Raw genomic sequence first — 25,719 nt, 5'->3', positions numbered from 1 at the left:
AAGATCGACGATGACCGCCAGCCTCGCGATCAGCGACGCTCGCGGCTTCCTACACCACGCCGCGGGGCACTATCATCCGACGTGCTGCCACCAGTGGATCGTTTCATGCAGATATGTGGAATAGGCCTGATACAGTTCGGCTGTTTCATAGTCGTCTGTTTCCTGCCTGGTGATGGCATCGACCAATTCGTGCGCGCGCGGGCTCAACCGCAGAACGAAATGCTCCGTCGTGTATGTACCGTGCGTGTCGATGGTCGCCTCGAAGACCGTCTCATCGCTGCCAGGATTGAGCAGTTCCGGGTTCAGATCGGAAAACTTAAGCATAAGGCTAATCCTCGGCCGTGAACTTCGCGGCAAGCTCCAAGCTCGGGACGCCACCTACAATGATTAGTTTGTGATTGCTATTCAGGTCTTGCCCTAGTTGTCATGCGGCGCTGCTGCCAGGCCGTTTCCGTCCGTCATATTCGTGGGAGCTGAGCTAATGAACACCAGCCCGCTCGTGAAGCGAATGACCGGAAGGTCCCGCATCGCGACCGCGCGACAAGCTTAGCCGAGCTGCGCGAAGAGTCCATCAGAGACGTTCGGGCTGCTATCAGCAATGCACGTCCTTTGCGGATGCCTCGGCCCAGACCTGCCGTTCAGTCCCTGGCCGATCGCCGCGGTGCAGCTTCACCAGGCCGGCCATTCGTCAATCGCGAAGCATTTTCGGAGGATGAAGGTCGGCAGGGCGGAACATTGCGGACATTCGCTGCGGGTGCGAAATTCTCTGTACCTCCCGGCATGCCGGTGTCCTCATCTCGTGCCTTTTGGTCCCAGTCTCGGCATGGACAGACCGGTCTGCGCTTGGCTCCTCACTCTTAGCGCCCGACCTCTGCACAAATTCGCGGCATCTTCCCCGCCCAAACCGGATGAAGCGCTTCGCCCAGCGTGGAATGCTTGCCAGCCGAAGGCGCCTTGGCGTCGGATGAGGTGAGACCAGGCGGCATCCCCTGCCGCAGAAGCCACGCCCCGCAAAGGAGCAGCGATGGACGATCTCTTGGAAGCACCTACCAATACTTTCATTCGCATCGCCGAAGTCTGGGTGCCGGAAGGCGACAGGCTGGTGCTTGCGACGGGCACATATGACGGGCTGGAAGGCTTCGGCGCGGCGTCCGCGCGCGCTACCTTCGCCAAGGGAGAGGGTCTGCCCGGAAAAGCCTGGGCCGAAGCGCGGCCAATTGTTCTGCGCACTTTGGACGACTCGACCTTTCACCGCGCCAAGGCCGCCGCTGCCTCCGGTCTGACAGCGGCTGTCGCGATCCCGGTCTTCGCGGAAGATGTCCTGCTGGCCATCTTGGTCGTGCTCTTTGCCGATGCCGCGCATGTGGGGGCGATCGAGGTGTGGGAGGACAGCGCCAACAGTCTCGTTCTGAGCGATGGCTACTATGGCACTGCAGAGGAGTTCGAGCGGGTGTCGAAGGCCACGACCTTCGGGCACGGACAGGGTCTGCCGGGTGGCGTCTGGGCCTCTGAAACCCCCATTCTCATGCGCGACCTCGGAGCGTCTTATGGCTTTCTGCGCTCTGAAAGTGCGGGCAAGGCCGGGCTCAAGACCGGGCTCGGGCTGCCGATCCCGACGCCGGGCGACAAGATCTACGTGCTCACGCTGCTTTCGGCGCCTGGCACGCCGATCGCGCATCGCTTCGAGATCTGGGATGCGAGAGCCGAGAGGGTTGGCCCGGAAAAAAAGGCCCTGAGGATCGACGGGCTCTGCGAGCGCGAAGGGTTCTTGGCACCCAAGGAGAACCCGCCGCTCGATGCCCTTTCGGTCACCGCGTGGCAGGGGCCCATCGGTCGGGTTCTGGGCTCCGGCCTGCCGCATGTGCAGGTCGGCGGCGCCGGTTTGCCGGCGGGCTATACCCAGATGGTCGCGCTTCCGATCCACCACGAAAACGGGCTGGCCTATGTGGTCGCCTGGTATCTCTGAGCCACCCCGCACAGGAGGAAGCAGATGCAGAAACTTGTCGTGATTGGTGCGGGCATGGCCTCTGGCCGGATGCTGGAGCACCTTCTGGACGCGGCGCCCGACGCTTTCGAGGTCACGCTGTTCAACGCCGAGCCACGCGGGAACTACAACCGCATCATGCTCTCGCCGGTGCTGTCGGGCGAGAAAACCTTCGAAGAAATCGTCACTCACGATGATGTCTGGTACGCCGCCAACAGCGTGATCACCCGCTTCGGAGAGAGCGTCACGGCCATCGACACCGCACGCAAGATCGTCAGGTCTGAGAAAGGTGAAACTCCCTACGACAAGCTTGTGATCGCGACAGGCTCGGCCCCATTCATCATCCCGCTGCCGGGCCATAATCTGCCGGGGGTCGTCGCTTACCGCGACCTTGAGGACACCAATGCGATGATCGAGGCTTCCGCCCGTCCCGGGGCGCATGCGGTGATCATTGGAGGCGGCTTGCTGGGCCTCGAGGCCGCAGCCGGGCTGCGGCTGCGGGGGATGGAGGTGACGGTGCTTCATATCTCCGGGCATCTGATGGAACGGCAACTCGACGAGACCGCGGGTTACCTTTTGCAGAAGGACCTGGAAAAGCGCGGAATCCGGGTGATCACCCGGGCGAACACCAAGTCGATCGAAGGATCGGGCAAGGTGGAACGCGTCTTGCTCGATGACGGTACGGAGCTGAAGGCGGACATCGTCTGTATGGCCGCGGGCATCCGGCCAGCGGTGGCGCTCGGCCATGCGGCGGGGCTCGACATGGGGCGCGCGATCAAAGTTGATGCGCAAATGCGGACCTCGGATCCGGACATATTCGCCGTGGGTGAGTGCGTCGAGTTCGCAGGCAATCTCTTTGGCCTCGTCGCCCCGCTCTACGATCAAGCCAAGGTTCTGGCGAAAACCCTGCTGGACGAGGATGACACCTTCGTGGTGCGCGAGCTGTCCACGAAGCTCAAGGTCACCGGCTGTGACCTCTTCTCGGCCGGTGATTTCGCCGAGGGCCCCACGCGGGAGGACATCGTCTTCCGCGACCCGGCGCGAGGCATCTACAAGCGGCTGGTGATCGAGGAGGACCGGCTGATCGGCGCGGTCATGTACGGCGACACCGCCGACAGCAATTGGTTCTTCGGTCTGATCAAGGACGGCACCGACGTAGAGGAGATGCGTGAGACGCTCATCTTCGGCCCTGCATTTCAGGGGGGTGGCGGTGCCGCCGCGGACCCTCTGGCAGCCGTTGCAGCATTGCCGGCTGATGCCGAGATCTGTGGCTGCAACGGCGTGTGCAAGGGCGACATCCTCAAGGCCGTCGAAGGGGGCGCGCATTCCCTCGAGACGGTGCGTGCGCAGACGAAAGCCTCGGCCTCTTGCGGAACCTGCGCCGGACTTGTCGAGCAGGTGCTCGCGGTCTCACTGGGCGACAGCTTCGAGATGCCCACCGCCAAACCGATCTGCGCGTGCTGCGATCTCACACATGAGGACGTGCGGGTGCTGATCAAGACCAAGGAGCTGAAGTCGCAGCCTGCGGTCTGGCAGGAACTCGGCTGGAAGACCCCGAATGGTTGTCACGTCTGCCGACCCGCGGTGAACTTCTACCTGCTCGCCGACTGGCCTTTGGAGTATCGCGATGATCCCCAGTCGCGCTTGGTGAACGAGCGCAACCACGCCAACATCCAGAAAGACGGCACCTACTCCGTGATGCCCCGCATGTGGGGCGGCATGACCACGCCGGACGAGCTGATCGCCATCGCCGAGGCGGCGCGCAAATACGATGCCGCCGTGAAGGTGACGGGCGGCCAGCGCATCGACCTCTTAGGCATCAAGAAAGAAGACCTTCCCGCCATTTGGGCCGATCTCAACGATGCTGGGATGGTGTCGGGGCACGCCTACACCAAGGGCCTGCGCACGGTGAAGACCTGCGTCGGCTCGGACTGGTGCCGCTTCGGCACGCAGGACAGCACCGGGCTCGGGATCAAGCTTGAAAAGCGGCTCTGGGGATCGTGGACGCCCCACAAGGTCAAGCTCGGCGTCTCCGGCTGTCCGCGCAACTGCGCCGAGGCGACCTGCAAGGACGTGGGCATCATCTGCGTCGACAGTGGCTATCAGGTCGGGGTTGCCGGGGCTGCGGGCATGGATGTGAAAGAGACCGAGCGGCTGGTCGACGTGGCCAGCGAGGAGGAGGCGATCGAATGGACTGTCGCCTTCGTGCAGCTCTACCGCGAGCACGCCAAGTACCTCGATCGTCCCTACAAATGGGTCGCCAAGGTCGGGCTCGACTGGGTCAAGGATGTGCTTGCCGATGAAAGCCGGCGAAAGTCCCTCGTGGAGCGTTTCGACCTTTCGCAGACGGTCTACCAGAAGGACCCCTGGGCGGAACGCGCGGCGCCCGCCGAGGCCCGCAAGTTCCAGCCGCTGGCGGATTTCACGCAGGAGGCCGCGGAATGAGCTGGATCGACGTGGGCGCGCTTGATGAAATTCCCCTGCGCGGGGCGCGCGTGGTGAAAACACGATCAGGTTGCGTCGCGATCTTCCGCACCGCCGAGGACGAGCTTTTCGCCACCTCGAACACCTGCGCACACAAGGGTGGGCCGCTGGCCGAGGGCATGGTCCATGGACGCAACATCACCTGCCCGCTGCACAATTGGGTCTATTCTCTCGAGACCGGCGAGGCACAGGGAGCCGACAACGGCCGCATCCCCACCTACCCGGTGAAGACCGAGGGTGGGCGTATCCTTCTCGACGGGGACGCCGTCGCCGCACGCGCCGCCTGATGGGAGCCGAGGTCCGCTCGACATGCCCCTACTGTGGCGTGGGATGCGGCGTCCTGCTGTCCGCCGATGGCAGCGGCGGCCTTGCCGTGCGCGGCGATCCCGCCCATCCCACCAACCGCGGGCGGCTTTGCTCCAAGGGCTCGGCGCTTGGCGAAACCGTCGGACTGGAAGAGCGCCTTCTCACCCCGCGGGTCCACGGCAGCACCGCCACTTGGAAGGATGCGCTCAATCTCGTCGCCACAAGGTTTCGCAAGACCATAGAGACCCACGGGCCGGACAGCGTTGCCTTTTACGTTTCAGGCCAGATGCTGACCGAGGATTATTACGTCGCCAACAAGCTGATGAAGGGGTTCATCGGCTCGGCCAATATCGACACCAACTCGCGGCTCTGCATGGCCTCGACCGTGGCGGGCCACAGACGCGCCTTCGGTACCGACACGGTTCCGGGGGTCTACGATGACCTCGAGGAGGCCGATCTCGTCGTGCTGGTGGGGAGCAACCTCGCCTGGTGCCACCCGATCCTCTACCAGAGGATCATGGCAGCGCGCGAAAAGCGCGCACTCCGCCTTGTCGTCATCGATCCACGACGCACCGCCAGCTGCGAGGGTGCGGACCTTCACCTTGCACTCGAGCCCGGCTCGGACGTGGCGCTGTTCAACGCGCTGCTGGCCGAGGTCGCGCGGCGCGGTGCCGTGGATCGCGACTATGTCAGCGCGCATGTCGAGGGGTTCGACGCGGCCCTGAAAGCGGCGCAGGGCAGCGACCCGGCTTTCACCGGGCTCTCGCAAGAGACGCTGCGCGACTTCTGTGACCTCTGGATCGGAACCGAGAAGGTCGTCACCATCTTCTCGCAGGGCGTGAACCAGTCGAGCTCGGGCAGTGACAAGGTGAACGCCATCCTCAACTGCCACCTCGCGACCGGCAGGATCGGCAAGCCCGGGATGGGACCGTTTTCGATCACCGGCCAGCCCAACGCTATGGGCGGGCGCGAGGTCGGGGGACTCGCCAACATGCTGGCCTGCCATCTGGACATCGAGAACGTGGACCATCGCGACGCGGTGCGCGGTTTCTGGAGCGCCCCTGCGATGCCCGAGGCACCGGGGCTCAAGGCCGTGGACATGTTTCGTGCCGTTGCCGACGGGCAGATCAATGCGCTGTGGATCATCCACTCCAACCCCGCCGTCACTTTGCCCGACGCCGACACGGTGCAGGACGCGATCGCCAGCTGCCCCTTCGTCGTGGTCAGCGACATCACCGCCGCCACCGACACCGCGCGGCGGGCCAACGTGCTGCTGCCGGCCACCGCCTGGGCCGAGAAGAGCGGCACAGTCACCAACTCCGACCGCACGATCTCGAGACAGCGCGCGGCGCTCGCTCCCCCGGGCGAGGCGCGGCCGGACTGGGCGATCCTTGCCGAGGTGGCGCAACGGATGGGGTTTGCCGAAGGGTTCAACTGGGACAGCGAGGCCGAAATTTTCGCGGAATACGCCGCGCTTTCGGGCCTCGCCGGGACGTTCGGCAAGGACTTCGACATTTCGAACCGCGCCGGGCTTTCCAGCTCTGACTATGACAGCATGCCGCCGTTCCGCTGGCCCGACGGTCCGGCAAAGATCGGCGGCAGGTTCTTCGCGGACGGCGGCTTCTACCATCCGGACGGCAAGGCACGGATGCTTGCGCTCGCCCCGCACGCGCCCGCAGCGGCCCTCACACCGGAACATCCGTTCCGCCTAAACACCGGGCGGCTGCGCGACCAGTGGCACACCATGACCCGAACGGCGCTCTCGCCCCGGCTCTCGGCTCATCTTCCCGAACCCTTCGTCGACATGCACCCGGACGATGCCGCGCGTCTGGGCCTTTCGCCTGCCGATCTGTTGCGGCTGGAGAGCCCACAGGGCAGCGCCATCCTTCGTCTGCGGATCACGGGCGATGTGCAGCCGGGGCATCTGTTCGCGCCGATACACTGGACCGGAGAGACAGCACCCTCCGCCCGCATCGACGCGCTCATTGCGTCGGTGACGGACCCCGTCTCCGGCCAGCCCGAAAGCAAGGCCGCGGTGGTCTCCGCCGCTCGGTTCGAGGCCGCGTGGTACGGGTTTGCCATCGCCACAGCGCGGCCCCGCCCGGAGTGCGCCTATTGGTCTCTGGCGCGGACCGACCGGGGCTTTCGCGCCGAACTTGCGGGGACCGAAGAGATCGCGGACGCGGAAGATTTCGCGCGCGCGCTCTTCGGGCTGCCCGATGCCGCGCTGCAGATGAGCAAGGACACGGCGAAGGGCCGTACGCGTCTTGCTTTCATGGACGGGGAAATCCTTCTCGCGGCGCTCTATCTCGACCGCGAGCCGGTGCGGCTGATGCGCGATTTTCTTGCCGGGTTGCCGGGGACCGAGACCCCATGGGCCCTTGCAGGGACAGCGCGGGGAGACATGCCCGATCCTGGCCCGGTGGTCTGCTCCTGCTACGCGGTCGGGCGCAACGCCATCCTGCGGGCCATCGGGGCCGAAGGTCTGCAGAGCGTCGAGGCGATCGGCGCGAGCCTCTCGGCGGGGACCAACTGCGGATCATGCAAGGCTGAACTGGCGGCGCTGCTGCAGCAAGGGGTCTCAAGAGCCGCCGAGTAGCACCACCAGAAGCAGCAGCGCAAGCCCGGTGCTGGCAAGCGCCCAGCCCCGCCAGAAGGTGACGGATCCCCGCTGCAGCAATGGCACGAACTCGGGTCTTCCGGCCCCATGGCCCTTGGCCAGAGACTGCAGTTCGGCAAGAAACTCCGACATGGCCTGAGGCCGCGCCTTGGGGGCGACAGACAGGACACGCGCCAGAATGGCTTGCGCGCCTTCGGGCAGGTCGGACCGCTTGTCCGAGATCTGCGGCAGGGCCCAGTCCTCGGCGCGCGTCGGCAGCTTGCCGCGTTTCTCGAGATCGACGGGAACGTCGCCTGCCAGCATCTCCCATGCGATCACCCCCAATGCATAGAGATCGGACCTCGGCGAGGCCTCCTGTCCGAGCAGCACTTCGGGGGCGATATAGTTGAGAGACCCTTCGGGCATGTCTTCGACGCCGCCACGGGCAAGCTCGCGAAATCCCGAGACCTGTACCGATCCGAAGTCGATGATCCTTGCGCGCCCATCTGCACCGAGGATGACGTTCTCGGGCTTCAGATCGCGATGCACCATGCCCATGCGATGGAAGGCGCGCAGCGCGGAGGCGAGCGATCCGAGCAGCGGCAGGATCATGGCGACGCTCGGCGTGGGGTGCTGCTCCATCCACTGGCGCAGGGTTAGTCCTTCCACATGCTCTGCGACGTAGTAGAGGAACCGGCTATCCTCATGCGGGCGGATCTTCATCACCTGCGGATTGTCGATCCGCCGGCCCACCCATTGCTCGAGCGTGAAACCGTCGAGGTACTGCAAGTTGTCCTCGAACCCCTTCGAAGGTGCCTTGAGCACGAAGCGCCCATCCTCACCCGCGCGGCGCACGAGGTAGACATTGCTGCGGGTCGAGGCATGCAGAACCTCGATCACCTCCCAGCCGTCGATGCGGTTGCCCGGCGCCAGCCGTGGCGGGATGACCTGAGCGGTCAGGCGGCTGTGTGCCTCGGTCAAGCTCTCGGACGGCAGGTCCAACACCCGGAGCATCATGCAACTGACGTTGTCGTCGCTTCCCGCGTCCAGCGCCGCCTGACAGAGCCCGCGCGCTGCGGCTTCGAGATCCCCCTGAGTTTCGAGCGGGCCTGTGGCCAGCAGCTCGGCCATACGCGCCTCGCTCAGCACTGCATGCAGGCCGTCGCTGGTCAGCAGGTAGAGATCGCCCGCCTGCATCTGCTCCGAGAGATAGTCGACGCGGATATCGTTCTCGATCCCCAGCGCACGGGTCAGCGCCTCGTGCTCGCCCATGAAGCGGGCCGAATGGTCCTCGGTCAGACATCGCAGCCGCCCCGAGCGCAGGCGCAGCGCCCGGGTATCGCCGATATGAACCACATGCAGGGTCTGCGAGCGGGCGATCACCGCGGTAAAGGTGGTGACCTGCCCCTCGGCCTCGGGCGAGCCGCTGCGGTTCTGCGCGTGGAACCACGTGTTGAGCGCGGTCAGCAAACGCCCGGCGCAGTCGCGCACCGGCCAGCTTTCCGGTGCCGAGTAGTAGTCTCGCGCGAACTGGATCACCGAGATCTGCGCCGCCTTGTCCGAGTTGCGCCCGGTCGAGATACCATCTGCGATGCAGGCGACCGCGCCCTTGGTGTGAAGCTCCCACGCGCTTTCGGGGATCCTGCCGGAGATGGCGTCGTCATTCCTTGGCTTGACCCCGGCGCTGCTCCATCCGCCGAGCACGGCCTTCATCGCCCGCTTCGGGAAAAGATTTGCGGGTTCGTCCATACGCGCACCAGTGTTCGTGGGCTCAGGCCTTGAGCCCCACGTTGATCATGGTGACGGTGCCGTCCTCGTCAACCTCGGCGATCTCGCCCGAGGGTTCCTCGAGGAACAGCAGCGCGACGAACCCCAGGACCGCGGTCCCCGCGATGACGAAGAAGAAGGTCGAGGCATCGACCACCGAGTAGACGATCAGATAGATCACCGCGCCCACATTGCCGTAGGCGCCGGTCATCCCGGCGATCTGCCCGGTGAGCGAGCGCTTGATCAGCGGCACGACGGCAAAGACCGCACCTTCACCCGCCTGCACGAAGAACGAGCAGGCCATGGCGACCACCACCGCCAGCCAGACCGGCCAGGCAGAGCCGATGATCCCCATCGCGGCATAGCCGACCGCAAGACCCGCGGTGAGGATCAGCAGCGTCGGCTTGCGCCCGAAGCGGTCGGAAATCCAGCCGCCGCCGGGCCGCGACATCAGGTTCATGAAGGCATAGGCCGAAGCCACCATGCCTGCGACCACGGGCGTGAGACCGAAGGTATCGGCAAAGAACAGCGGCAGCATGGACACCACCGCAAGCTCCGATCCGAAAGTGGCGAAATAGAGGATGTTGAGGATTGCCACCTGCTTGAAGCTGTAGCGCTGGAAGGCAGGCACTTCCTCGGTCAGCACGCGGCGGTTGGCGCGCACTGCCAGCATGGAATCGTAGGCATAGAGCAGCAACAGCCCCAACCAGACGATATACATGGTGGGCGTGGTGAAGATCGCAACGTTGCGCAGGCGCCAGGCCAGCGCGCCGAGCGCGATGTAGAGCGGCACCTTCATCACCAGAAGGAACATCAGGTCGCCCTTCGAGGTAACCTCCATCGCGGTGGCGTTCTTGGGACGGAAGTATTTTGAGCCCTTCGGCACGTCCTGCACCGAGGCATAATAGATGAAGCCGTAGATCAGCGACATCAGCCCGGTGAGGGCGATCGCCCACCGCCAGCCATTCTCGCCGCCAAACCAGAGCGCGATGGTTGGCAGGGTGAAGGCCGCCGCCGCCGATCCAAAGTTGCCCCAGCCGCCGTAAATGCCCTCGGCGGTGCCAAGCTCTTCCGCGGGGAACCATTCCGAGACCATGCGGATGCCGATGACGAAGCCCGCCCCGATGAAGCCGAGCGCGAAGCGCGCCAGCGCCAGCTGGGTGAAATTGTTGGCCACGGCAAAGACGAAACAGGGGATCGAACAGGCGATGAGCAGCCCCGAGTAGACCCGCCGCGGTCCATAGAGGTCGGTCAGCATGCCGATCACGATGCGCGCCGGGATGGTCAGCGCCACGTTCAGCACCAGCAGCGTCGTCACCTGCGCCTGGTCAAGGCCGAGGCTGGTGCGGATCGCCTGCAGCATTGGTGCAAGGTTGAACCACACCACGAAGGTCAGAAAGAAGGCAAACCACGTCAGGTGCAGGATACGCATCTTGCCGGTGAAGGAGAGGAGGTTGAACTTCTCGCTGGTCATCATGGGCTCCCACTGATCGCGAGCCTCGAGTGTGCGCTGCGCTGGCGTAGCAGCAAAGCTCCCTGGTTGTGCAGGCGCAGAAAACGCCGGAAAATCCTGATGAAATGGCAGGTGGCGCCCATAGAATAATCGCAACAAGCCCACCCATGGAGTTCGTGCTGCGCCTGCACGAAGGCACGGGTCAACTATGTCTGGAAAGGGCTCGATGCGGTCATGCGGCGGCGCAGAACAAATCTCGATCTTTCTCCGCTCCGAATGTCGGCTTCCACCTTTTGTGGGTGATCGGATCGTCGCCGCAGCGAATGTCGGCTCCCCGCCCATTTCTCACGATGCTGAGGCTGGTCCAAATGTCGGCTCCCGCGCTACCTATCGCGCCCGGGTTCATCAGGATCGCTGGAGAACAGTGCGATCTTGTTGCCCTGCGGATCACGAAGATAGCCGACGTAGAAATGGGGGCCGTAACAAGCTCGAAAACCTGGCCGCCCGTCGCCCGAGCCGCCTGCAGCTAACGCAGCGTCATGAAGGTCACGGACCTTTTTCTGCGATCGCGCCTGAAATGCGACCATTGCGCCGTTCCCAGCCGATGCAAACTCCCCATTGAAGGGAGATTTGACATGGAAATCCGGTTGAACGGGGGACTGACCCGGCTCTGCGGGCAAAATGTAGCTCAAGTCTCCGTGATGCTCTTCAAGTCTGTAGCCGAGAGCTGGGAGGAATGCTGAGTAGAAGCGTTCCGCCTTCGCGATGTCGTCTGCTCCGACGGTGACGTAAGCAATCATACTGTGACGTGCCTCCAAGAGTTTCGGCGACGGTCATGGGATCGCCGTTCGGTAGGAGAGTAGCATAACCGAAACCAGCCATTGCAGCAGCCGTCGCGAAGGCTCACTTTGTCCGCGCCGCTGCCGTCCCATGCTCTCGGTGTGAGGGTCCGCTTCGCCGCAAGGCAAATTCGGGGCGAAGGAGAAGTACGGGCTTCCTTGGCATGTTCGGAATGGTATCAGACCAAACCGCGAACTCCTGGAAATGGCGCACACAGGCGTCTTACCGCGCCAGCCTCCAGCGCGAGACCAGTCCCGCCCCGAGGATGACCATGCCGATCCGGCTGATGTGGCTCACTACCACGAAGGAGACCTCGAGGTTCAATGCAAGCGCGATGAGGCTCATCTCAGCGAGACCGCCCGGCGCAAAGGCAAGCAGGATGCCCTCGACCGGCACGTCAATGACGTATTGTAGCGCCAGCGCAAAGATCAGCGCGACCCCGAGCAGGATGACCGTGGAGCCTGCCGAGGTCAGCAAGATGTGCAGGATGCGCCGCGTCGAGGTGCCGGCGAAGCGGCAGCCGACGGTGGTGCCGAGCACGATCTGCGCCACGGCGATCACCGCGCTCGGAACGGTGAAGCCAGTTGTGCCGCTCCAGTGCAGCGCCATGCTGACCATCATTGGCCCGATCAGGAACGGGGCGGGCAGTCGGGCGAGCCGTCCCAGTGCCGTGCCGAGCGCTATGGCGCCAAGGAAGAAGGCGACATCGGCCAGACCCATGTTGGCCAACGGCCGCCAGGCGGCGGCGCGCGCCCCGGGATCGGCGCCAGTGACCAGCGTCATCAGCGGCGGCAGGCCGAGGACCACGAGGAAGATGCGCGACGAATGCATGAGCGCGATGGTGCGCTCGTCGCCGCCGCGCTCGGTGCCGAGCAGGACCATGTCGATCAGTCCACCAGGCATGGCCGAGAAAAAGGCGGTAACCGGATCGAGCCGGACCATGCGCCGCAGATAGAGCGTGCAGAGCACCGCCGAAACTACAAGGTAGCCCGCCAACCCGATCAGCGCGGGCCACCACAGCGCTGCGCTCTCGAGCGTGTGCGGGCTGAACTGCGAGCCCAGCATGACCCCGATAACTGCCGACATCGGTGGTCGGGCCCGCGCCCAGCCCTTCACCGGCAGGTGCAGGATAGAGGCCAGGCCGGCGGTGGTCATCGCGCCGAGCATCCATGAAAGCGGCATGCCGATCCAGGTGAACACCGCGCCGCCGCAGGCGCCGATGGTCAGCGCCATCGCGAAGCTCGGACGCAGACCGCCGGACGGCGTGGCGTTCATGTCGCCGTTTGATCGTTGAGGTGACAGGCCGAGCTATGGCCGGGTGCGATCTCCCGACGTTTCGGTACCTCGATTCGGCAGCGCTCGTGAACGAACGGGCAGCGCGGGTGGAAATGGCAGCCCTTCGGCGGGTCGAGCGGGCTGGGAAGTTCGCCCTTCATCGCGGCGAAGCGGCGTTTGCCCGGCCGGATGCGCGGCACCTCGGCCAGCAGTTGCTGGGTGTAGGGATGGTTGGGCCGCGCGAATACCTCTGCGACAGGTGCCTCCTCGACGATCCGGCCGAGATACATGATCGCGACCTTGTCCGAGATGTGTTCGACCACCCCCAGATCATGGCTGACGAAGAGGTAGGTCAGGTCGAGCTGCTCGCGCAGGTCCATGAAGAGGTTGAGAATCTGTGCCTGGATCGAGACGTCGAGCGCGGCAACGCTCTCGTCGCAGACGAGAAAGTCCGGCTGCACCGCCAGCGCCCGCGCGATGTTCACCCGCGCCCGCTGACCGCCCGAGAACTGGTGCGGCAGGCGGCGCTTCATCGCCGGGTCGAACCCGGCCTTGCGCAGGTAGTCGTCGACATAGGCGCCGGTGTCGCCGGTGATCAGCCCGTGGATGCGCGGCGCCTCGGCGACCAGTGCCTCGATGCTCATGCGCGGGTTCAGCGCGGCCATCGGATTCTGGAAGATCATCTGCGCGGAGAGGTCGGCGTCGCGCAGGCGGCGACCGTGCAGGCTCTTGCGGTCCTCGCCTTTCCACAGCACCTGTCCCGACGAGGCGGGCAGAATCCCGGCGGCGATGCGCCCGAGAGTGGACTTGCCGCATCCGGATTCGCCGACGAGGCCCAGCACCTCGCCCTTGCGGATGGTCAGGTCAACCTCGTCGAGCGCGTGCACAACCGGGGCGGGCTTGGCCGCGCCGAGCGCGACGGAAATGCGCGCGGCAAGATCGGGCGTGCTGCCGAAGCGGCGCGAAACCCGGCGCAGTTCGAGCAACGGCTGCGCGCCAACGGCGGGGGCGGCTGCGGAGGTGTCGGTCGTCTTCATTTGAATGCTCACGCGAGCGCCTCCTCGTGCGGATGGAAACAGCGGTGATAGGCGCGCGCACCGCCGAAGCGTCCGGGGCGCTCGGCACAGGTGCCATCGGCCCGCTCGCAGCGGCTGCGGAAGGCGCAGCCCGCGGGCATCCGCCCGAGACTCGGCGTCACGCCGGGGATCTGCGCAAGCCGGGTGCCGCGAGTGTTTTCGGAGGGCACCGAGCGGATCAGGCCGCGTGTGTAGGGATGGCGTGGATGCTCGAGCACCTCGGAGATCGTGCCGGTCTCGACAATGCGCCCGCCATACATGACCGCGATCCGGTCGGCGAGCCCCGAGACGATGGCAAGGTCGTGGGTGATCCAGATCACCGCGGTGCCCTGTTCCTCGGTGAGGCGCTGGAATTCCGAGATGATCTGCGCCTGAATGGTTACGTCGAGCGCGGTGGTCGGCTCGTCGGCGATGATGAGATCGGGCCGGTGCAGTAGCGCGATGGCGATCGCCACGCGCTGCCGCATTCCGCCGGAGAACTCGTGCGGGTAGGCGTCCAGCCGCTCTTCCGGGCTCGGGATTCCGACGAGTCCGAGCGCGTCGCGGGCGCGGGCGCGCGCGGCCTGCCGCGACAGGGTCTCGTGCGCGTGGAGCGTCTCGGTCATCTGGGTGCCGATGCGCAGCACCGGGTTCAGCGTCATCATCGGATCCTGGAAAACCATGGCGATGCGCCGGCCGCGCAGCGAACGGCGGGTTTCGAGATCCGCCTTCGCGAGGTCCTCGCCGTCAAAGAGGATCGTTCCCGAGGCGACACGGCCCGGCTGGTCAACCAGCCCCATGATGGAAAAGCCGGTGACGCTCTTGCCCGAGCCGCTCTCGCCGACAAGGCCGAGCACCTCGCCGCGCGCAACCTGGAACGACACCTCGTCCACTGCGCGCAGGTCCTTCCCGTCGCCTGGGAAGACGGTCACAAGGTCGCGTACGTCGAGCAGGGCGGTCATCGGGCGTTCCTCGGGTTGAGCACGTCGCGGAGCCTGTCGCCGACGAGATTGATGGACACGATGGTGATCAGCAGCGCGATGCCGGGGTAGAAGCTGATCCAGTAGAGCCCGGAGAGCAGGTACTGGTAGCCGTTGGCGATCAGCATGCCGAGCGAGGGCTGGGTGACCGAGGCGCCGAGGCCGAGGAACGAGAGCGTGGCCTCGAGCCCGATGGCCCGGGCGACCTGCATGGTGGCGATGACGATGATCGGCGCGAGACAGTTCGGCAGCAGGTGGCGCAGCAGCACGCGGTGGCCGGGGATGCGCAGGCAGCGCGCCGCCTCGACATATTCTTTCTCGCGCTCGACCAGCGCCGTGCCCCTAGCGGTGCGCGCGTAGGTCGCCCACTCGGCCACGATGATCGCCAGCACCACGTTGGTCACACCGTTGCCGAGGATCGCCAGCACCATCAGCGCCATCAGGATAGTTGGGAAGGACAGTTGCAGATCGACAAGGCGCATCATGATGCTCTCGGTGCGGCCGCCGACGTAGGCGGCCATCAGTCCAGCGGTAGTGCCGATGATTGCCGCCACGAGGGCCGAGGCGATGCCGACGATCAGCGAGGTCCGGAGCCCGTACATGATGCCCGACAGGATGTCGCGCCCCTGCCCATCGGTGCCGAGATGATAGGGCACGCCCGCGAAGCTTTCCGAGCCCGGCGGCAGGCGGCTGTCCATGATGTCGAGCTGCATCAGATCATAGGGGTTCTGCGGCGAGAGCAGCGGGGCGAAGACGGCCACGGTGACGATCAGCACCAGCCCGATCGCGCCAAACAGCGCGGCAGGGGCGGAAAAGAAGCGGCGGATCGCGGGCCAGGCGCGGCGCGGCGGCGGCATCTCGGTCACCGCGATTTCCGCGGCGTCGGCGAGCTTGATGTCCATGATGGGTTATCCCTTGCCGTCGAGCCGGACGCGCGGGTCCAGCAGCGTGTAGCAGATGTCGATAATGAAGTTCAGCGACACGAAGAGCACGACCATCATCATCAGGTAGGCGACGATCACCGGGCGATCGAGCAGGTTGATGCTGTCGATGATCAGCTTGCCCATGCCGGGCCAGCCAAAGATGCTCTCGGTCACCACTGAGAAGGCGATGAGCGAGCCGAATTCGAGTCCGATGATCGTGACAACCGGGATCATCAGGTTCTTGAGGATGTGCACGAGCACGATGCGGCCCTCGCGCAGGCCCTTGGCCCGGGCGAATTTCACGAAGTCCTGCATCACCACCTCCTGCACCCCGGCGCGGGTCAGGCGCAGGATCAGCGAGGTCTTGAACAGCGCGAGGTTGAGTGCTGGCAGGACGAGATGCGCCAGCCCGTCGCCGGTCAGGAAGGACCAGCGCGCGCCAAGAAACTCGGCGGTCTCTCCGCGTCCGTTCGACGGCAGCCAGCCGAGCTGCACGGCGAAGAGCAGGATGAACATCAGCCCGACCCAGAAGGTCGGCAACGAGAAGCCGAGGATCGAGCCGGTCATGATCAGCCGAGAGGAGAGGCGTTCGGGATAGAGCCCGGCGTAGAGCCCCAGCGGGAGACCCACGACGATGGCAATCACCATGGCGCAGAGCGCCAGCTCTAGCGTTGCCGGAAGTCGCTCGACGATCACGTCGAGCGCCGGCTTGCTGTAGACGAAGCTGTCGCCGAAGTTGCCCTGGCTCAGCCCGTGCAGGAAACTGAGGTACTGGCGCCAGAGCGGCTGGTCGAGGCCGAGGTTCTGGACCACCCGCAGCCGCTCGGCCTGGTTGAGATCGGGGTTGATCAAGATGTCGACCGGGTTGCCGATCACATTGACGCCGACAAAGACAATCAGTGTCATCGCGAAGACGACGAAGCCCGCCTGGATCGCGCGTCGTATGAGGGTGGTCATCATGGCTTGGGTCCTTCGGGTTCAGTCGACGCTAATCGCCATGCCGTCACGCTGCGGATCCGCCGCGCCCGAGGAGACCCCGTCCTTGATCCGGATACCGTGCAGGGCGGCGAAGGCATAGGTCTGCGGCGAGCGCAGCACCTCGTAGCCCTCGGCGCGCAACGTGTTCGCCACGGAGCGTCGGATGCGGTTGCAGATATCGATGCTGTTCGACACGCCGACCAGCCGCGGCGCGGCCACGGCCTCGTGGATGCCCATGCCGAAGTCGATCATGTTGACGATCCCCTGCGCGACCGTCGGCGCGATGTAGCTGCCGCCGGGGGCGCCGATGACGATGGCGGGGGTCTCGCCGTCGAAGACGATGGTCGGGGCGGCCGAGCTCGCGCGTCGCTTGCGCGGGGCGATCGAAGCGGCGCGGCCGGGACGCGGGTCGAACCGGCCCATGAGCCCATTGTACATGAAGCCCAGCCCGTCGGTGATCGCGCCCGATGGTGAGCCCAGAGAATGGGTCAGCGCCACCGCGTTGCCCTGTCTGTCTACCACCGAGATATGTGTCGTGTCGCGCTGCGACAGATCAAGACGCTCGACATTGGCGCGCTCGCCGCGGCTGATGCGCCCGGCAAGCACGGCGGCGTGGTCCTTCGACAGCAGCCGCTCGACCGGAACGTCGACATAGGCCGGATCGCCCATGTGCGCGTCCTTGTCTATGGTCATGTGCTTCATTGCCTCAAAGAGCGTACGGACGTAGTCGGCCGAGCCGTGGCGCATCGAGGTAAGGTCGAAGTTCTCCAGGATGTGCAGCAGCTCGATCATCGGCAGGCCCGAGCCCGGCGGCGGGCTCGAGGCGACGCGGAGGCCGCGGTAGCTGCCCCAGATCGGCGCCGCCTTGGTCACGCCGTATCGCGCCAGGTCGTCGCGCGCAATCAGCCCGCCATGTGCCGCGAAGTCTGCGGCGATCTGCTCGGCGATCTCGCCATGATAGAAGATATCCGACGAGCCGCTCTGTGCCACCCGGCGCAGGGTGCGGCCGAGATCGGGATTGCGCAGGATTTCCCCGACGCCACGCAGTCGCCCGTCCTCGTGGAAATAGACCCGCCGGCCGGTGTCCGAGAAGCGCAGCTTGTCCATCGTGTTGACCTGGCCGTCGCCACTCTGGTCTTTTGTCCAGTACCAATGCATATGCGGGCGGATCTTGAAGCCGTCCTCGGCGTACCTGATCGCCGGCGCGATGAGGTCCGCCCAGTCCCAGCTGCCGTAGTCGCGCAGCGCCGTCTCATAGCCCTTGAGCGAGCCCGGGGTGCAGCAGGCAAGGTAGCCGATTTCGGAGAGGTTGTCCTCCAGGATGAAGCCGAAGCCGTCGCGGCTCTGCCCCTTGAGCTTGTCGAGCCACATGTCGGGAGTGCAGGCCGAAGGGGCGAGGGCGTAGAATTCCAGTACCTCGTGGATGCCGCGCCCCGGCATGTAGACCTGCATCGAGCCGAAGCCACCGATGCCCGACATCTGCGGATCGACCACGCCCTGCACGAAGGCGCAGGCGAGCGCCGCGTCGATGGCGTTGCCGCCGCGCTCGAGCACCTCGGCCCCGGCCTCGACGGCCTCGGGCTGCGGTGCGACGATGGTGCCATTGCGGATCATGCACGCATCTCCGCCAGTGTCCGCGTGAGGAAGGCCTTGACCTGCCCGATGCATTTCATCCGGTCGTGCGAGACCCCCGGCACTTCGTCAAAGGTGACGGTGACACCGGCCGCCTCGAAGGATCTCTGCAGGCTGCGCAGGCGCTCGGGCCGGGTCTCGCCGGCATCGTTGGCGCCCTCCATGTAATAGGTTGCGCCCGGCTTGTGGGTGATCTCCCAGGTTTCAAGGTCGAGGCTTCCGACCACCATCTGCACCGGCACCTTCGCCAGGGCCGCGGCATCGAAGGGACGGCCGAACGTCTCTGCGACGTTGCGGATGCCGACCCACCAGTCGCGGTCGGGATCGAGCAGCGTCACCGAGCCCGGCGCGCCGATGCAGGCGGCCCAGAGCTTCTCGGGATGCAGGATGGCGAAGCGGTGGACGAAATGCCCGCCGCCGGAATAGCCGAACATGGCGAATTTCGACCAGTCCTGGCCGTACTTCTCGGCCATCTCTTCGACCATGGCGAGCACCACCTCGTCGTAACGGATGTCTCCCTCCATGATGTACTTGTATCCCGAGCGCGCGCCGTCGCCGCGCACGTTCATCGGGAAGATCGGGCACAGGATGGCGCAGTCGTTGTAAAGGCCAAACTCGGCGAAGCCGTCGCGGAACTCGAAGGCTGAGGTGCGGCCGGTACCGTGGATGGCGACCAGCAGTTTGACCTTCCGCCCCTCGGCGGCGGCCGGCGGCACGTACAGCATCATGTGAAACCGCGGGTCGGTGCTCGAGGCAAAGATCGCCGTCTCACCGTAATCGTAAATCGCGCGGGCGCGTTCTGCGGCGCCGCCCGTTGCAAGCTCCTGCATGGGATCTCCTGTGGGGAAGGGGTCGTCCGTGTCGCGGGAAGCGCGGCACAATTCGGGGGGCGGCGGGCCGCCCCCCGCAGTCGGGGATTACTCGGTGCTGCCGTGCACCTCGTAGGCGAGCGTGTACTTGTCGCTGCGTGGGGTGAACTCGACGCCGGACTTGGCGCCCATCACGACGTTCTCGTAGTGCATCGGCAACAGCCAGGTGTCGTTGAAAGTCAGGTCTGAAACCTGCTGCAGCAGCGGCTCGCGCGCCGCCTCGTCGAGGGTCGCGGTCGCTTGGTCGAGCAGGGTGTTGATCTCGGGCACGTTGATGCCGCCGCCGTTGTAGCGTCCGGTACCCTTATCGGCGTCGCGGCCCGCGACCACCGCCAGCGCCGGGTTCGACACCTCGCCGGTGTTCACGCCCCAGGAGCCGAGGAACAACGAGTAGGCGCCGTCCGAGTATTTGGTCGAGTAGACCGACCAGGGCAGCACCTCGACCTTGGTGTCGATGCCGATGCGGGTGAGCATCTGACCCGCTGCCTGGAGCACCTCGCTGTCGTTCACGTAGCGGCCCGACGGGCCGTGGATGGTCAGCGCGAAGCCATCAGGATAGCCGGCCTCCGCCAGCAGCGCCTTCGCACCCTCGGGATCGTAGGAGACCTCTTCGACCTTGCCCGAGTGTCCGAAGAAGCCGTCGGCCACGTACTGGTGCGCCACGGTTCCGTTCTTCTGCATCACCCGGTCGACGATGGCCTCGCGGTTCATCGCCATTAGCAGCGCTTTGCGAACACGGGCGTCCTTGAACGGGTTCGAACCGAGCGGCGAACCGTCTTTGGCGGTGATGAAGGGCGACTCGTCGCGCGCGACGTCCATTCCGAGGTAGACGAGCCGCGTCGACTGGCCGCGCACGACCTTCAACTTGTCGCTGCCCTCGACGCGGGTGACGCCCTCGGCCGGCAGGTTCTCGATCAGGTCGAGATCACCGGCGAGCAGCGAGGCGAGTCGACCGCCGTCATCGGGGACCAGCCGAAGCGTGACCTTGCTCCACTGCGCGGGCCCGTCGAAATACGCGTCGTTGCGCTCAAGTTCGATGCGGTCGCCGGGGGTGTAGGAAACCAGCTTGAACGGGCCGGTACCCACCGCGGCGGGGCCGTTCTCGAACTCCGCGACGCCGGCTTCGGCGTAGTCCGAACTGATGATGCGGATGCGGCTCAGCGAGTTGAGGATCATCGGATCTGGCACCGTGGTCTCGACCACGACCGTGTGGGGGTCCTCGGCGATCACCTCGGCGATGTTGCGGGTGTAGGAGGCGAAGGCCTGGCTCTCCTTGTCGCGCGCGCGGATCAGCGAGGCGACCACGTCCTCGGCGTCGAAGTCGGACCCGTCGTGGAACTTCACTCCTTCGCGCAGCTTGAAGCGCCAGTGCGTGTCATCGACGATCTCCCATTCGGTGGCCAGCTGCGGCTTGTTCTCGGCGGCACCGCCGCGGTTGATCAGGCTGTCCCAGATGTGCCGGCTTGTGGCGTTGTTCGGCGAATTGGAATCTTCGTGCGGATCAAGCGAGGTGATCGGTGCGGCCATTCCGATGGACAGGTGGGCTTCCTGCGCGAGAGCCGGAGTTGCCGTGGCGGCGAGCAGGGCGAGGACGGAGCCGTGGAAGCGGCGCCGGGTCATGGAGTGCAGCAATGTCAGGTTCCCTTGTTGGTGGTCGGTCCGGCTTTGTCCGGACGTCTTGATCGGGGTGCCTCGGCTCCCCGGATGCAGCGAGAAGACGAAACCCGGACCCGAAGTGTCAATTTTAAATTTTTCTTGTTCCGTACAGTGAAACGAATAGGGTGGTGTTTTTACAAGGGGCAAATGACGGTGCAGACATGCAAGATTATGTTGTTGAATCAGTAGATAAGGCATTCGATTTGCTGATGGCCGTGGCGCGGAAGCCGAATGCCGGCGTCACAGAATTGGCGAAAAAAACCGGGCTCACGAAATCAAGGGCCTACCGCTTGTTGCACACAATGGAACAACGCAGGATCATCAAGAGGACAAGCGAAAGCACCTATGGGTTGGGCGAGGCGATGCTAGTCCTCGGGATCACAGCCAGCACGCAAACCGATGTGATTCGACTTGCGACCCCGATCCTCGAGGAACTCTGCCAGCGGGTGAACGAAACGGTGCAGTTGCGCATCGTTGACGGGGTCGAGGCTCTCTGCATCGCCAAGGCCGAGCCGTCGCGGGATCTGCGCGTCCACGCCAACGTCGGGCGCCGTCGGCCGCTTTACGCCGGATCTCCGAAGTGCCTTCTTGCCTTCCAACCGCAAGAGTTCATCGATCGCTGCGTGCCGCTGAAGCCGCCGGCGCTGACCGCACACACGCCAAAGACGCGCGTGGCGATCCTTGAGGAGCTCACACGGATCCGTCGGCAAGGCTATTGTGTCAGTCGCGGCGAGGTCAGCGACCATCAGGTGTCCTGCGCGGCGCCAGTCTTCGCCCTCGACAATTCGGTCGTCGCTTCGATCCACGTCGTAGCGCCAGCGTTCCGCATCCGCGACTCCGAACTCGAGCATATCATCCGTATTTCCACCTCGGCTGCTGAGCGCCTTTCGAAATCATTGGGCTGGTCGGAAGATGCATGAATTTGTCTTTGTATCTGCTACGTGAATTCCTTTGCTGCGATCACGCGTTGAAAAGGCGACCACAATCGGCGCGCACTCGTGCACTGGAGGTGTGAATGAAGGTATCTTCATCCCTTGTCCCGCGGGGGAATACAAAATGGCGCTTGTGCGACTTCGGCGCGGGGTAGGGCGGTTGCAAGTTTTATCAGGTAGAGGAACGTGAGATTCACCCACGCACCTGTCCAGCGCAGCAACCGGGCTTCGCTTACCGGGACCTGCGCGCCCGAAAGCTGCCATTAAGGCAGAATGCGGTAATCCGCCTCTACGAGCCAGACTTGTCTTTGCGGCCCGCTGTGGCGAATGGACAGTAAGCCGACGAATTGGACTTCCGGCTGTTTCGCTCAAATTCCGGCGCCGCGCCTCGATTGGCTGGCTTCCGTCGTAGGTATTTGCCGAGGCTGACAAGAACAGTGGTGTGGCCAACTGTCCTGATCGTGAAAGCTTCTGTCGCTAGCCTATAGGTCGAGCTCTACCTTGCCGCGCGGGTTTGAGCAGCAGGCAAGGAAATATCCCTCTTCGATTTCGTCTTCGGTGATGCCGCCATTGTGGACCATGTAGACTTCGCCCGAGATCTTCTTTGTCTTGCAGGTGCCGCAGACGCCGAAAGTGCAGCCTGTGGGAATCGCGATCCCGGCCCTTCGGGCCACCGCGAGAACAGTGTCCGTTTCAGCGCAGGATTGCTTCAGGCTGGAGCGGCCGAAGATGACCTCGGCCATGATGTCCTCGTCGGGCAGATCGTCGTCGGGCACCGGAGCCTCGACGTGCTGCGGCCCTGGAATGGCGGGTGCGTGGAAGCTCTCCTGATGGTAGTGATCCATGTCGAAGCCGAGGCCAGCCAGAGCCTCGCGCACCGATTGCATAAAAGACTCCGGGCCGCAGCAGAAGACTTCGCGCTCAAGGTAGTCAGGTGCCATCAGGCCAAGCATGAGCTGATTGAGGCGCCCCTGGTAGCCGGTCCAGGGCTGGTAGCGGTCCGGCGCGCTCACCACCCATTTCAGGTCGAGACCGGCGATCCGCGTCGCCATATGCTCCAGACGGCGCTTGAAGATGATGTCCGAGGGCCGCCGCGCGCAGTTCACGAAGACAATGTCGCAATGACTGCCGAGATCGTAGATCTCGGTCGTCATCGAAATCATCGGGGTGATGCCGGTCCCGGCCGAAATGAAGAGATATTTCTTGGCCGTGTGGTTGGCCGCGGTGAAATGGCCGGCGGGGCCATTTGCCTTGACCTTCATGCCGGGCCGAAGCGTGTCGATGATCCATCGCACCCCGATGGAATCCGGCTGCGCCTTGATCGTCACCGTGAGCGACTTCGGGCGCGACGGCGAGGAGGAGATGGTGAAGGTCCGGTAGAGCGGACCGCCCGGCACCGGCAGCTCCAGCGTAAGAAACTGGCCGGCATCGAACTCGAACGGCCGGCCTGAGGGGGCCTGGAAGCAGACGGTGACGACATTCTCGGTTTCGGGCAGGATCGAAACGCATTCGAGCGGTTCTTCGTCGGTCCAGTGGCCAAGGGGGGCAGGGCTTGCATTCACCATATCATGTCACTCCGCGGCCTGGGCGATGGGGGCATATGCGCTGCGCATCCGGTCAAGATACCAGCTGACGAACTGTAGCACGCCGTCTTCATGCGTGGCCGAATAAGGACCGGGCTCGTAGGCGGGCGAGTTGATGCCCTGCTGGTTGTCCTCGACGACGCGGCGGTCCTCGTCATTGGTGTGTTCCCAGACGCGGGTCAGATTCTTCAGATCATAGTCCACGCCCTCGACTGCGTCCTTGTGGACGAGCCAGGTGGTCTGCACCTCGGTCTCCTGCGGGCCGATCGGGGTCACCCGGAAGGTGATGGAGTGATCGGTGAGGAAGTGGTTCCAGGTGGTGGGATAGTGGAACAGCAGCAGCGCTCCGGCATCGAGCACGGGCACGTGGCCAAGGCGTTTCTGCACGGCGATCTTGCCGTTCACCGTGTAGCTCTGCGCCCCGTCGAGCAGCGGCATGCGGGCCACGCGGTACTGGCCATCGCCACCGACCCTGAAGCGGGACGGGGCGCCGGCGGCCTCGAGCCGGTTGAAGTGGGCCTCGACCTTCTCGGGGAAGGTGCCGTCGGGGCTGACGCCGGTGATCGAGGGATCCTCGGGATAGGTCAGGCACAGGTCGGGGTGGTTGCCGGCGCAGTGGTAGCACTCACGGTTGTTTTCCCACACCAGCTTCCAGTTGCCCTTCTCGATGATCGTCGACTGGTACGCGACCTTGGCATTGGAAAGATCGTGCACGCCCAGGTAGGGGCGCACGGTCTCGGCGAAGGCGCCGAAATCCGGGGCCTCGTCGGCAAGGCAGATATAGACCAGCCCCGAAAGCTCGCGACAGTGCACCGGCTTCAGCCCGTGTTTTGATGCGTCGAACTCGGCGGCCATGTCGCGGGCCCAGATCAGCCGTCCGTCGAGGTCGTAGGTCCATTGGTGATAGGGGCAGGTCAGCTTGGCGACATTGCCCTTGCTGGCGGAGCAGATAATCGACCCGCGATGGCGGCAGGAGTTGTGGAAGGCGCGGATGTCGCCCTTGCCGTCGCGCAGCACGATCACGTCATAGGCGCCGACCTTCAGACGCTGATAGCTGCCGGACTTGCCGAGCGTGCAGGCCGGAAAGGCATAGAGCCAGTCGCGATAGAAGATCGCCTGCAGGTCCGCCTCGAAGATCTCGGGGTCACCGTAGAACGGCTGCCGGAGACCATGTCCGGGCCGGTGCTGATGGAGCAGTTCGGAAAGAGGGGCGGTCTGGCGGGCCATCTTGAATCTCCTGCCGGGGGAGTGAGTTTCGCGCCACAAAGCCACCGCGCCGCTCACCTGACAATTGGCAAAAAATTCATCTCAGATTAGCCTTAGTAAACTCAACGCCGCCATGATCCACCAGCGACTCTTGCCAGACGAAAGCGACCTGACGTTATGCGAAAGCCCTATGATCTTCCGTCTTTGGGCGATTTGGCCTGTTTTGAATCGGCCGCCCGGCATCTGAGCTTCAAGCAGGCTTCGGCCGAGATGAACGTTACCCCTGCTGCGGTCAGTCACCGGATCAAGGCGCTCGAGCAGGATCTGGGCCAGCCGCTGTTCACGCGCCAGTATCGGGGCGTGGAGCTGACAGAGGCGGGGGCCTTGCTGTTCGTGTCGCTGCAGCGGGGGTTCGAGGGGATCTCCGACAGCGTCGCGCGCATCCGCAACCGCCGGGATCGCACCGCGGTCTCGATCGCGGCGACGACCGCGATGAGCGGGCTTTGGCTGACGCCGCGGCTGGCGGCCTTCTGGAAGGCGCATCCCGGGGTCGCGATCTCGCAGGTCATCGAGGACAGCGGCCGGGTGACCGGCGTGGACCTCAGCATTCATTACGGCGATCCCGACCGGGAGGACGATGAGACCCGGCTGCTGTTCCACGACCGGATCCTTGCCCTCGGAAGCATGCAGTTCGCAGAGACCCATAGCATCGGGCAGGTCGCGGATCTGTCCGAGGTGCCGTTGATCCGCATTCACTCGGGGGCAAACGAATGGACCGGCTGGCACGAATGGTTCGCCTCGCTCGGCCGGCCCGGGCCGACGGGCCCGGAGTTCGCGCTCAACAACTACCTGATCGGCCTCAAGGCGGCCGAGGATGGCATCGGCGCGGTGCTGGGGTGGGAAGGCTTGCTGCACGGATATCTCGAAAGCCATCGCCTCGTGCAGCTGGTGCCCGAGGCGATGGAGTCGCCCTTTCCCTTCTATCTGCGGATCCATTCGGGCGCTTCGGCCAACGCGCGGCTGTTCGCCGACTGGCTTGCGGAGCAGGAGGGGTAGGGGCCTCGGCACGAAGCCTTGAGAACCGAAACGCCGGCGGGGTGTCCCGCCGGCGTTGTCGTTTCAGTCCGGTTTCGCCGCGGGTCAGCTGCGCGGCTTGCTGTTCTCGGGATCGTAGAGCGGCGCGTAGCCGATGCCGGC

The 25,719-nt window shown here is 64.8% G+C and carries 20 protein-coding genes; 6 read left to right on the top strand and 14 right to left on the bottom strand.

Annotation, left to right across the window (positions count from 1 at the left end):
* Positions 1-72 precede the first annotated feature (72 nt).
* A complete protein-coding gene (locus IQ782_RS27575) occupies positions 73-324 on the bottom strand; it encodes a hypothetical protein (protein ID WP_194137894.1) in 252 nt (83 codons plus the stop codon).
* Between the two features lie 700 nt (positions 325-1,024).
* On the opposite strand from IQ782_RS27575, the gene IQ782_RS27570 reads away from it, so the two are divergent.
* Genes IQ782_RS27570 through IQ782_RS27555 form a run of 4 tightly spaced genes read left to right on the top strand, consistent with a single transcriptional unit; the run spans position 1,025 to position 7,373 of the window.
* Complete coding sequence (locus tag IQ782_RS27570) at positions 1,025-1,966, top strand: GAF domain-containing protein (RefSeq protein ID WP_194137893.1); 942 nt, start codon at positions 1,025-1,027, stop codon at positions 1,964-1,966.
* 24 nt (positions 1,967-1,990) lie between these two features.
* On the top strand, positions 1,991-4,429 hold the full coding sequence (gene nirB, locus IQ782_RS27565; RefSeq protein ID WP_194137892.1) for a nitrite reductase large subunit NirB: 2,439 nt from the start codon (positions 1,991-1,993) through the stop codon (positions 4,427-4,429).
* On the top strand, positions 4,426-4,755 hold the full coding sequence (nirD, locus tag IQ782_RS27560; RefSeq protein ID WP_194137891.1) for a nitrite reductase small subunit NirD: 330 nt from the start codon (positions 4,426-4,428) through the stop codon (positions 4,753-4,755). Before nirB ends, nirD begins: the two co-directional genes overlap by 4 nt.
* Entirely contained in the window at positions 4,755-7,373 is a 2,619-nt protein-coding gene (locus IQ782_RS27555) for a nitrate reductase (RefSeq protein ID WP_194137890.1), read from the top strand. The genes nirD and IQ782_RS27555 overlap by 1 nt, the downstream gene beginning before the upstream one ends.
* Here the strand turns inward: IQ782_RS27555 and IQ782_RS27550 are convergent.
* The 11 genes from IQ782_RS27550 to IQ782_RS27500 all read right to left on the bottom strand — a co-directional run bounded on the left by IQ782_RS27550 (position 7,356) and on the right by IQ782_RS27500 (position 20,765).
* Positions 7,356-9,122, bottom strand: a complete 1,767-nt coding sequence (locus IQ782_RS27550) for a bifunctional protein-serine/threonine kinase/phosphatase (RefSeq protein WP_194137889.1) — start codon at positions 9,120-9,122, stop codon at positions 7,356-7,358. The two genes, IQ782_RS27555 and IQ782_RS27550, sit on opposite strands and share 18 nt — an antisense overlap.
* A gap of 22 nt (positions 9,123-9,144) precedes the next feature.
* Positions 9,145-10,614, bottom strand: coding sequence for a NarK family nitrate/nitrite MFS transporter (locus IQ782_RS27545; RefSeq protein WP_194137888.1), 1,470 nt, complete (start codon positions 10,612-10,614; stop codon positions 9,145-9,147).
* A 362-nt stretch (positions 10,615-10,976) separates the two neighbouring features.
* Positions 10,977-11,393, bottom strand: a complete 417-nt coding sequence (locus tag IQ782_RS27540; protein ID WP_194137887.1) for a VOC family protein — start codon at positions 11,391-11,393, stop codon at positions 10,977-10,979.
* Between the two features lie 262 nt (positions 11,394-11,655).
* On the bottom strand, positions 11,656-12,708 hold the full coding sequence (locus IQ782_RS27535; protein WP_194137886.1) for an AbrB family transcriptional regulator: 1,053 nt from the start codon (positions 12,706-12,708) through the stop codon (positions 11,656-11,658).
* Positions 12,705-13,757 (bottom strand): ABC transporter ATP-binding protein, encoded by a 1,053-nt coding sequence (locus IQ782_RS27530; RefSeq protein WP_338092660.1) that lies wholly within the window; start codon positions 13,755-13,757, stop codon positions 12,705-12,707. Before IQ782_RS27530 ends, IQ782_RS27535 begins: the two co-directional genes overlap by 4 nt.
* Positions 13,754-14,725 (bottom strand): ABC transporter ATP-binding protein, encoded by a 972-nt coding sequence (locus IQ782_RS27525; RefSeq protein ID WP_194137885.1) that lies wholly within the window; start codon positions 14,723-14,725, stop codon positions 13,754-13,756. The genes IQ782_RS27530 and IQ782_RS27525 overlap by 4 nt, the downstream gene beginning before the upstream one ends.
* The gene (locus IQ782_RS27520; RefSeq protein ID WP_194137884.1) at positions 14,722-15,645 is read right to left on the bottom strand and encodes an ABC transporter permease; all 924 of its coding nucleotides are present in this window, start codon (positions 15,643-15,645) and stop codon (positions 14,722-14,724) included. Before IQ782_RS27520 ends, IQ782_RS27525 begins: the two co-directional genes overlap by 4 nt.
* A 6-nt stretch (positions 15,646-15,651) precedes the next feature.
* Positions 15,652-16,626: an ABC transporter permease gene (locus IQ782_RS27515; RefSeq protein ID WP_194137883.1), complete on the bottom strand. Its 975-nt coding sequence runs from the start codon at positions 16,624-16,626 to the stop codon at positions 15,652-15,654.
* 18 nt (positions 16,627-16,644) lie between these two features.
* Complete coding sequence (ggt, locus tag IQ782_RS27510; protein ID WP_240989631.1) at positions 16,645-18,258, bottom strand: gamma-glutamyltransferase; 1,614 nt, start codon at positions 18,256-18,258, stop codon at positions 16,645-16,647.
* On the bottom strand, positions 18,255-19,106 hold the full coding sequence (locus tag IQ782_RS27505; protein WP_194137882.1) for an alpha/beta hydrolase family protein: 852 nt from the start codon (positions 19,104-19,106) through the stop codon (positions 18,255-18,257). The genes ggt and IQ782_RS27505 overlap by 4 nt, the downstream gene beginning before the upstream one ends.
* An 87-nt stretch (positions 19,107-19,193) precedes the next feature.
* Positions 19,194-20,765: an ABC transporter substrate-binding protein gene (locus IQ782_RS27500; protein ID WP_194137881.1), complete on the bottom strand. Its 1,572-nt coding sequence runs from the start codon at positions 20,763-20,765 to the stop codon at positions 19,194-19,196.
* Positions 20,766-20,962: 197 nt separating this feature from the next.
* Here IQ782_RS27500 and IQ782_RS27495 point away from each other — a divergent pair, with 197 nt between their 5' ends.
* A complete protein-coding gene (locus IQ782_RS27495) occupies positions 20,963-21,721 on the top strand; it encodes an IclR family transcriptional regulator (protein ID WP_194137880.1) in 759 nt (252 codons plus the stop codon).
* Between the two features lie 494 nt (positions 21,722-22,215).
* On the opposite strand, the gene IQ782_RS27490 is transcribed toward IQ782_RS27495, so the two are convergent.
* A complete protein-coding gene (locus IQ782_RS27490; RefSeq protein WP_194137879.1) occupies positions 22,216-23,298 on the bottom strand; it encodes an FAD-binding oxidoreductase in 1,083 nt (360 codons plus the stop codon).
* A 6-nt stretch (positions 23,299-23,304) separates the two neighbouring features.
* A complete protein-coding gene (locus IQ782_RS27485) occupies positions 23,305-24,543 on the bottom strand; it encodes an aromatic ring-hydroxylating oxygenase subunit alpha (RefSeq protein WP_194137878.1) in 1,239 nt (412 codons plus the stop codon).
* A 156-nt stretch (positions 24,544-24,699) separates the two neighbouring features.
* Between IQ782_RS27485 and IQ782_RS27480 the strand changes: the two genes are divergently transcribed.
* Positions 24,700-25,578 (top strand): LysR substrate-binding domain-containing protein, encoded by an 879-nt coding sequence (locus IQ782_RS27480; RefSeq protein ID WP_194137877.1) that lies wholly within the window; start codon positions 24,700-24,702, stop codon positions 25,576-25,578.
* Positions 25,579-25,719 lie beyond the last annotated feature (141 nt).

The organism is Salipiger mangrovisoli (assembly GCF_015223355.1).
Lineage (GTDB): Bacteria > Pseudomonadota > Alphaproteobacteria > Rhodobacterales > Rhodobacteraceae > Salipiger > Salipiger mangrovisoli.
This window is presented reverse-complemented; position numbering and strand designations above follow the sequence as displayed.

Coding starts and splice junctions, on each gene's coding strand:
- IQ782_RS27575 (WP_194137894.1), bottom strand. CDS start 324: ATGCTTAAGTTTTCCGATCTGAACCCGGAACTGCTCAATCCTGGCAGC.
- IQ782_RS27570 (WP_194137893.1), top strand. CDS start 1,025: ATGGACGATCTCTTGGAAGCACCTACCAATACTTTCATTCGCATCGCC.
- nirB (WP_194137892.1), top strand. CDS start 1,991: ATGCAGAAACTTGTCGTGATTGGTGCGGGCATGGCCTCTGGCCGGATG.
- nirD (WP_194137891.1), top strand. CDS start 4,426: ATGAGCTGGATCGACGTGGGCGCGCTTGATGAAATTCCCCTGCGCGGG.
- IQ782_RS27555 (WP_194137890.1), top strand. CDS start 4,755: ATGGGAGCCGAGGTCCGCTCGACATGCCCCTACTGTGGCGTGGGATGC.
- IQ782_RS27550 (WP_194137889.1), bottom strand. CDS start 9,122: ATGGACGAACCCGCAAATCTTTTCCCGAAGCGGGCGATGAAGGCCGTG.
- IQ782_RS27545 (WP_194137888.1), bottom strand. CDS start 10,614: ATGACCAGCGAGAAGTTCAACCTCCTCTCCTTCACCGGCAAGATGCGT.
- IQ782_RS27540 (WP_194137887.1), bottom strand. CDS start 11,393: ATGATTGCTTACGTCACCGTCGGAGCAGACGACATCGCGAAGGCGGAA.
- IQ782_RS27535 (WP_194137886.1), bottom strand. CDS start 12,708: ATGAACGCCACGCCGTCCGGCGGTCTGCGTCCGAGCTTCGCGATGGCG.
- IQ782_RS27525 (WP_194137885.1), bottom strand. CDS start 14,725: ATGACCGCCCTGCTCGACGTACGCGACCTTGTGACCGTCTTCCCAGGC.
- IQ782_RS27520 (WP_194137884.1), bottom strand. CDS start 15,645: ATGGACATCAAGCTCGCCGACGCCGCGGAAATCGCGGTGACCGAGATG.
- IQ782_RS27515 (WP_194137883.1), bottom strand. CDS start 16,626: ATGATGACCACCCTCATACGACGCGCGATCCAGGCGGGCTTCGTCGTC.
- ggt (WP_240989631.1), bottom strand. CDS start 18,258: ATGATCCGCAATGGCACCATCGTCGCACCGCAGCCCGAGGCCGTCGAG.
- IQ782_RS27505 (WP_194137882.1), bottom strand. CDS start 19,106: ATGCAGGAGCTTGCAACGGGCGGCGCCGCAGAACGCGCCCGCGCGATT.
- IQ782_RS27500 (WP_194137881.1), bottom strand. CDS start 20,765: ATGACCCGGCGCCGCTTCCACGGCTCCGTCCTCGCCCTGCTCGCCGCC.
- IQ782_RS27495 (WP_194137880.1), top strand. CDS start 20,963: ATGCAAGATTATGTTGTTGAATCAGTAGATAAGGCATTCGATTTGCTG.
- IQ782_RS27490 (WP_194137879.1), bottom strand. CDS start 23,298: ATGGTGAATGCAAGCCCTGCCCCCCTTGGCCACTGGACCGACGAAGAA.
- IQ782_RS27485 (WP_194137878.1), bottom strand. CDS start 24,543: ATGGCCCGCCAGACCGCCCCTCTTTCCGAACTGCTCCATCAGCACCGG.
- IQ782_RS27480 (WP_194137877.1), top strand. CDS start 24,700: ATGCGAAAGCCCTATGATCTTCCGTCTTTGGGCGATTTGGCCTGTTTT.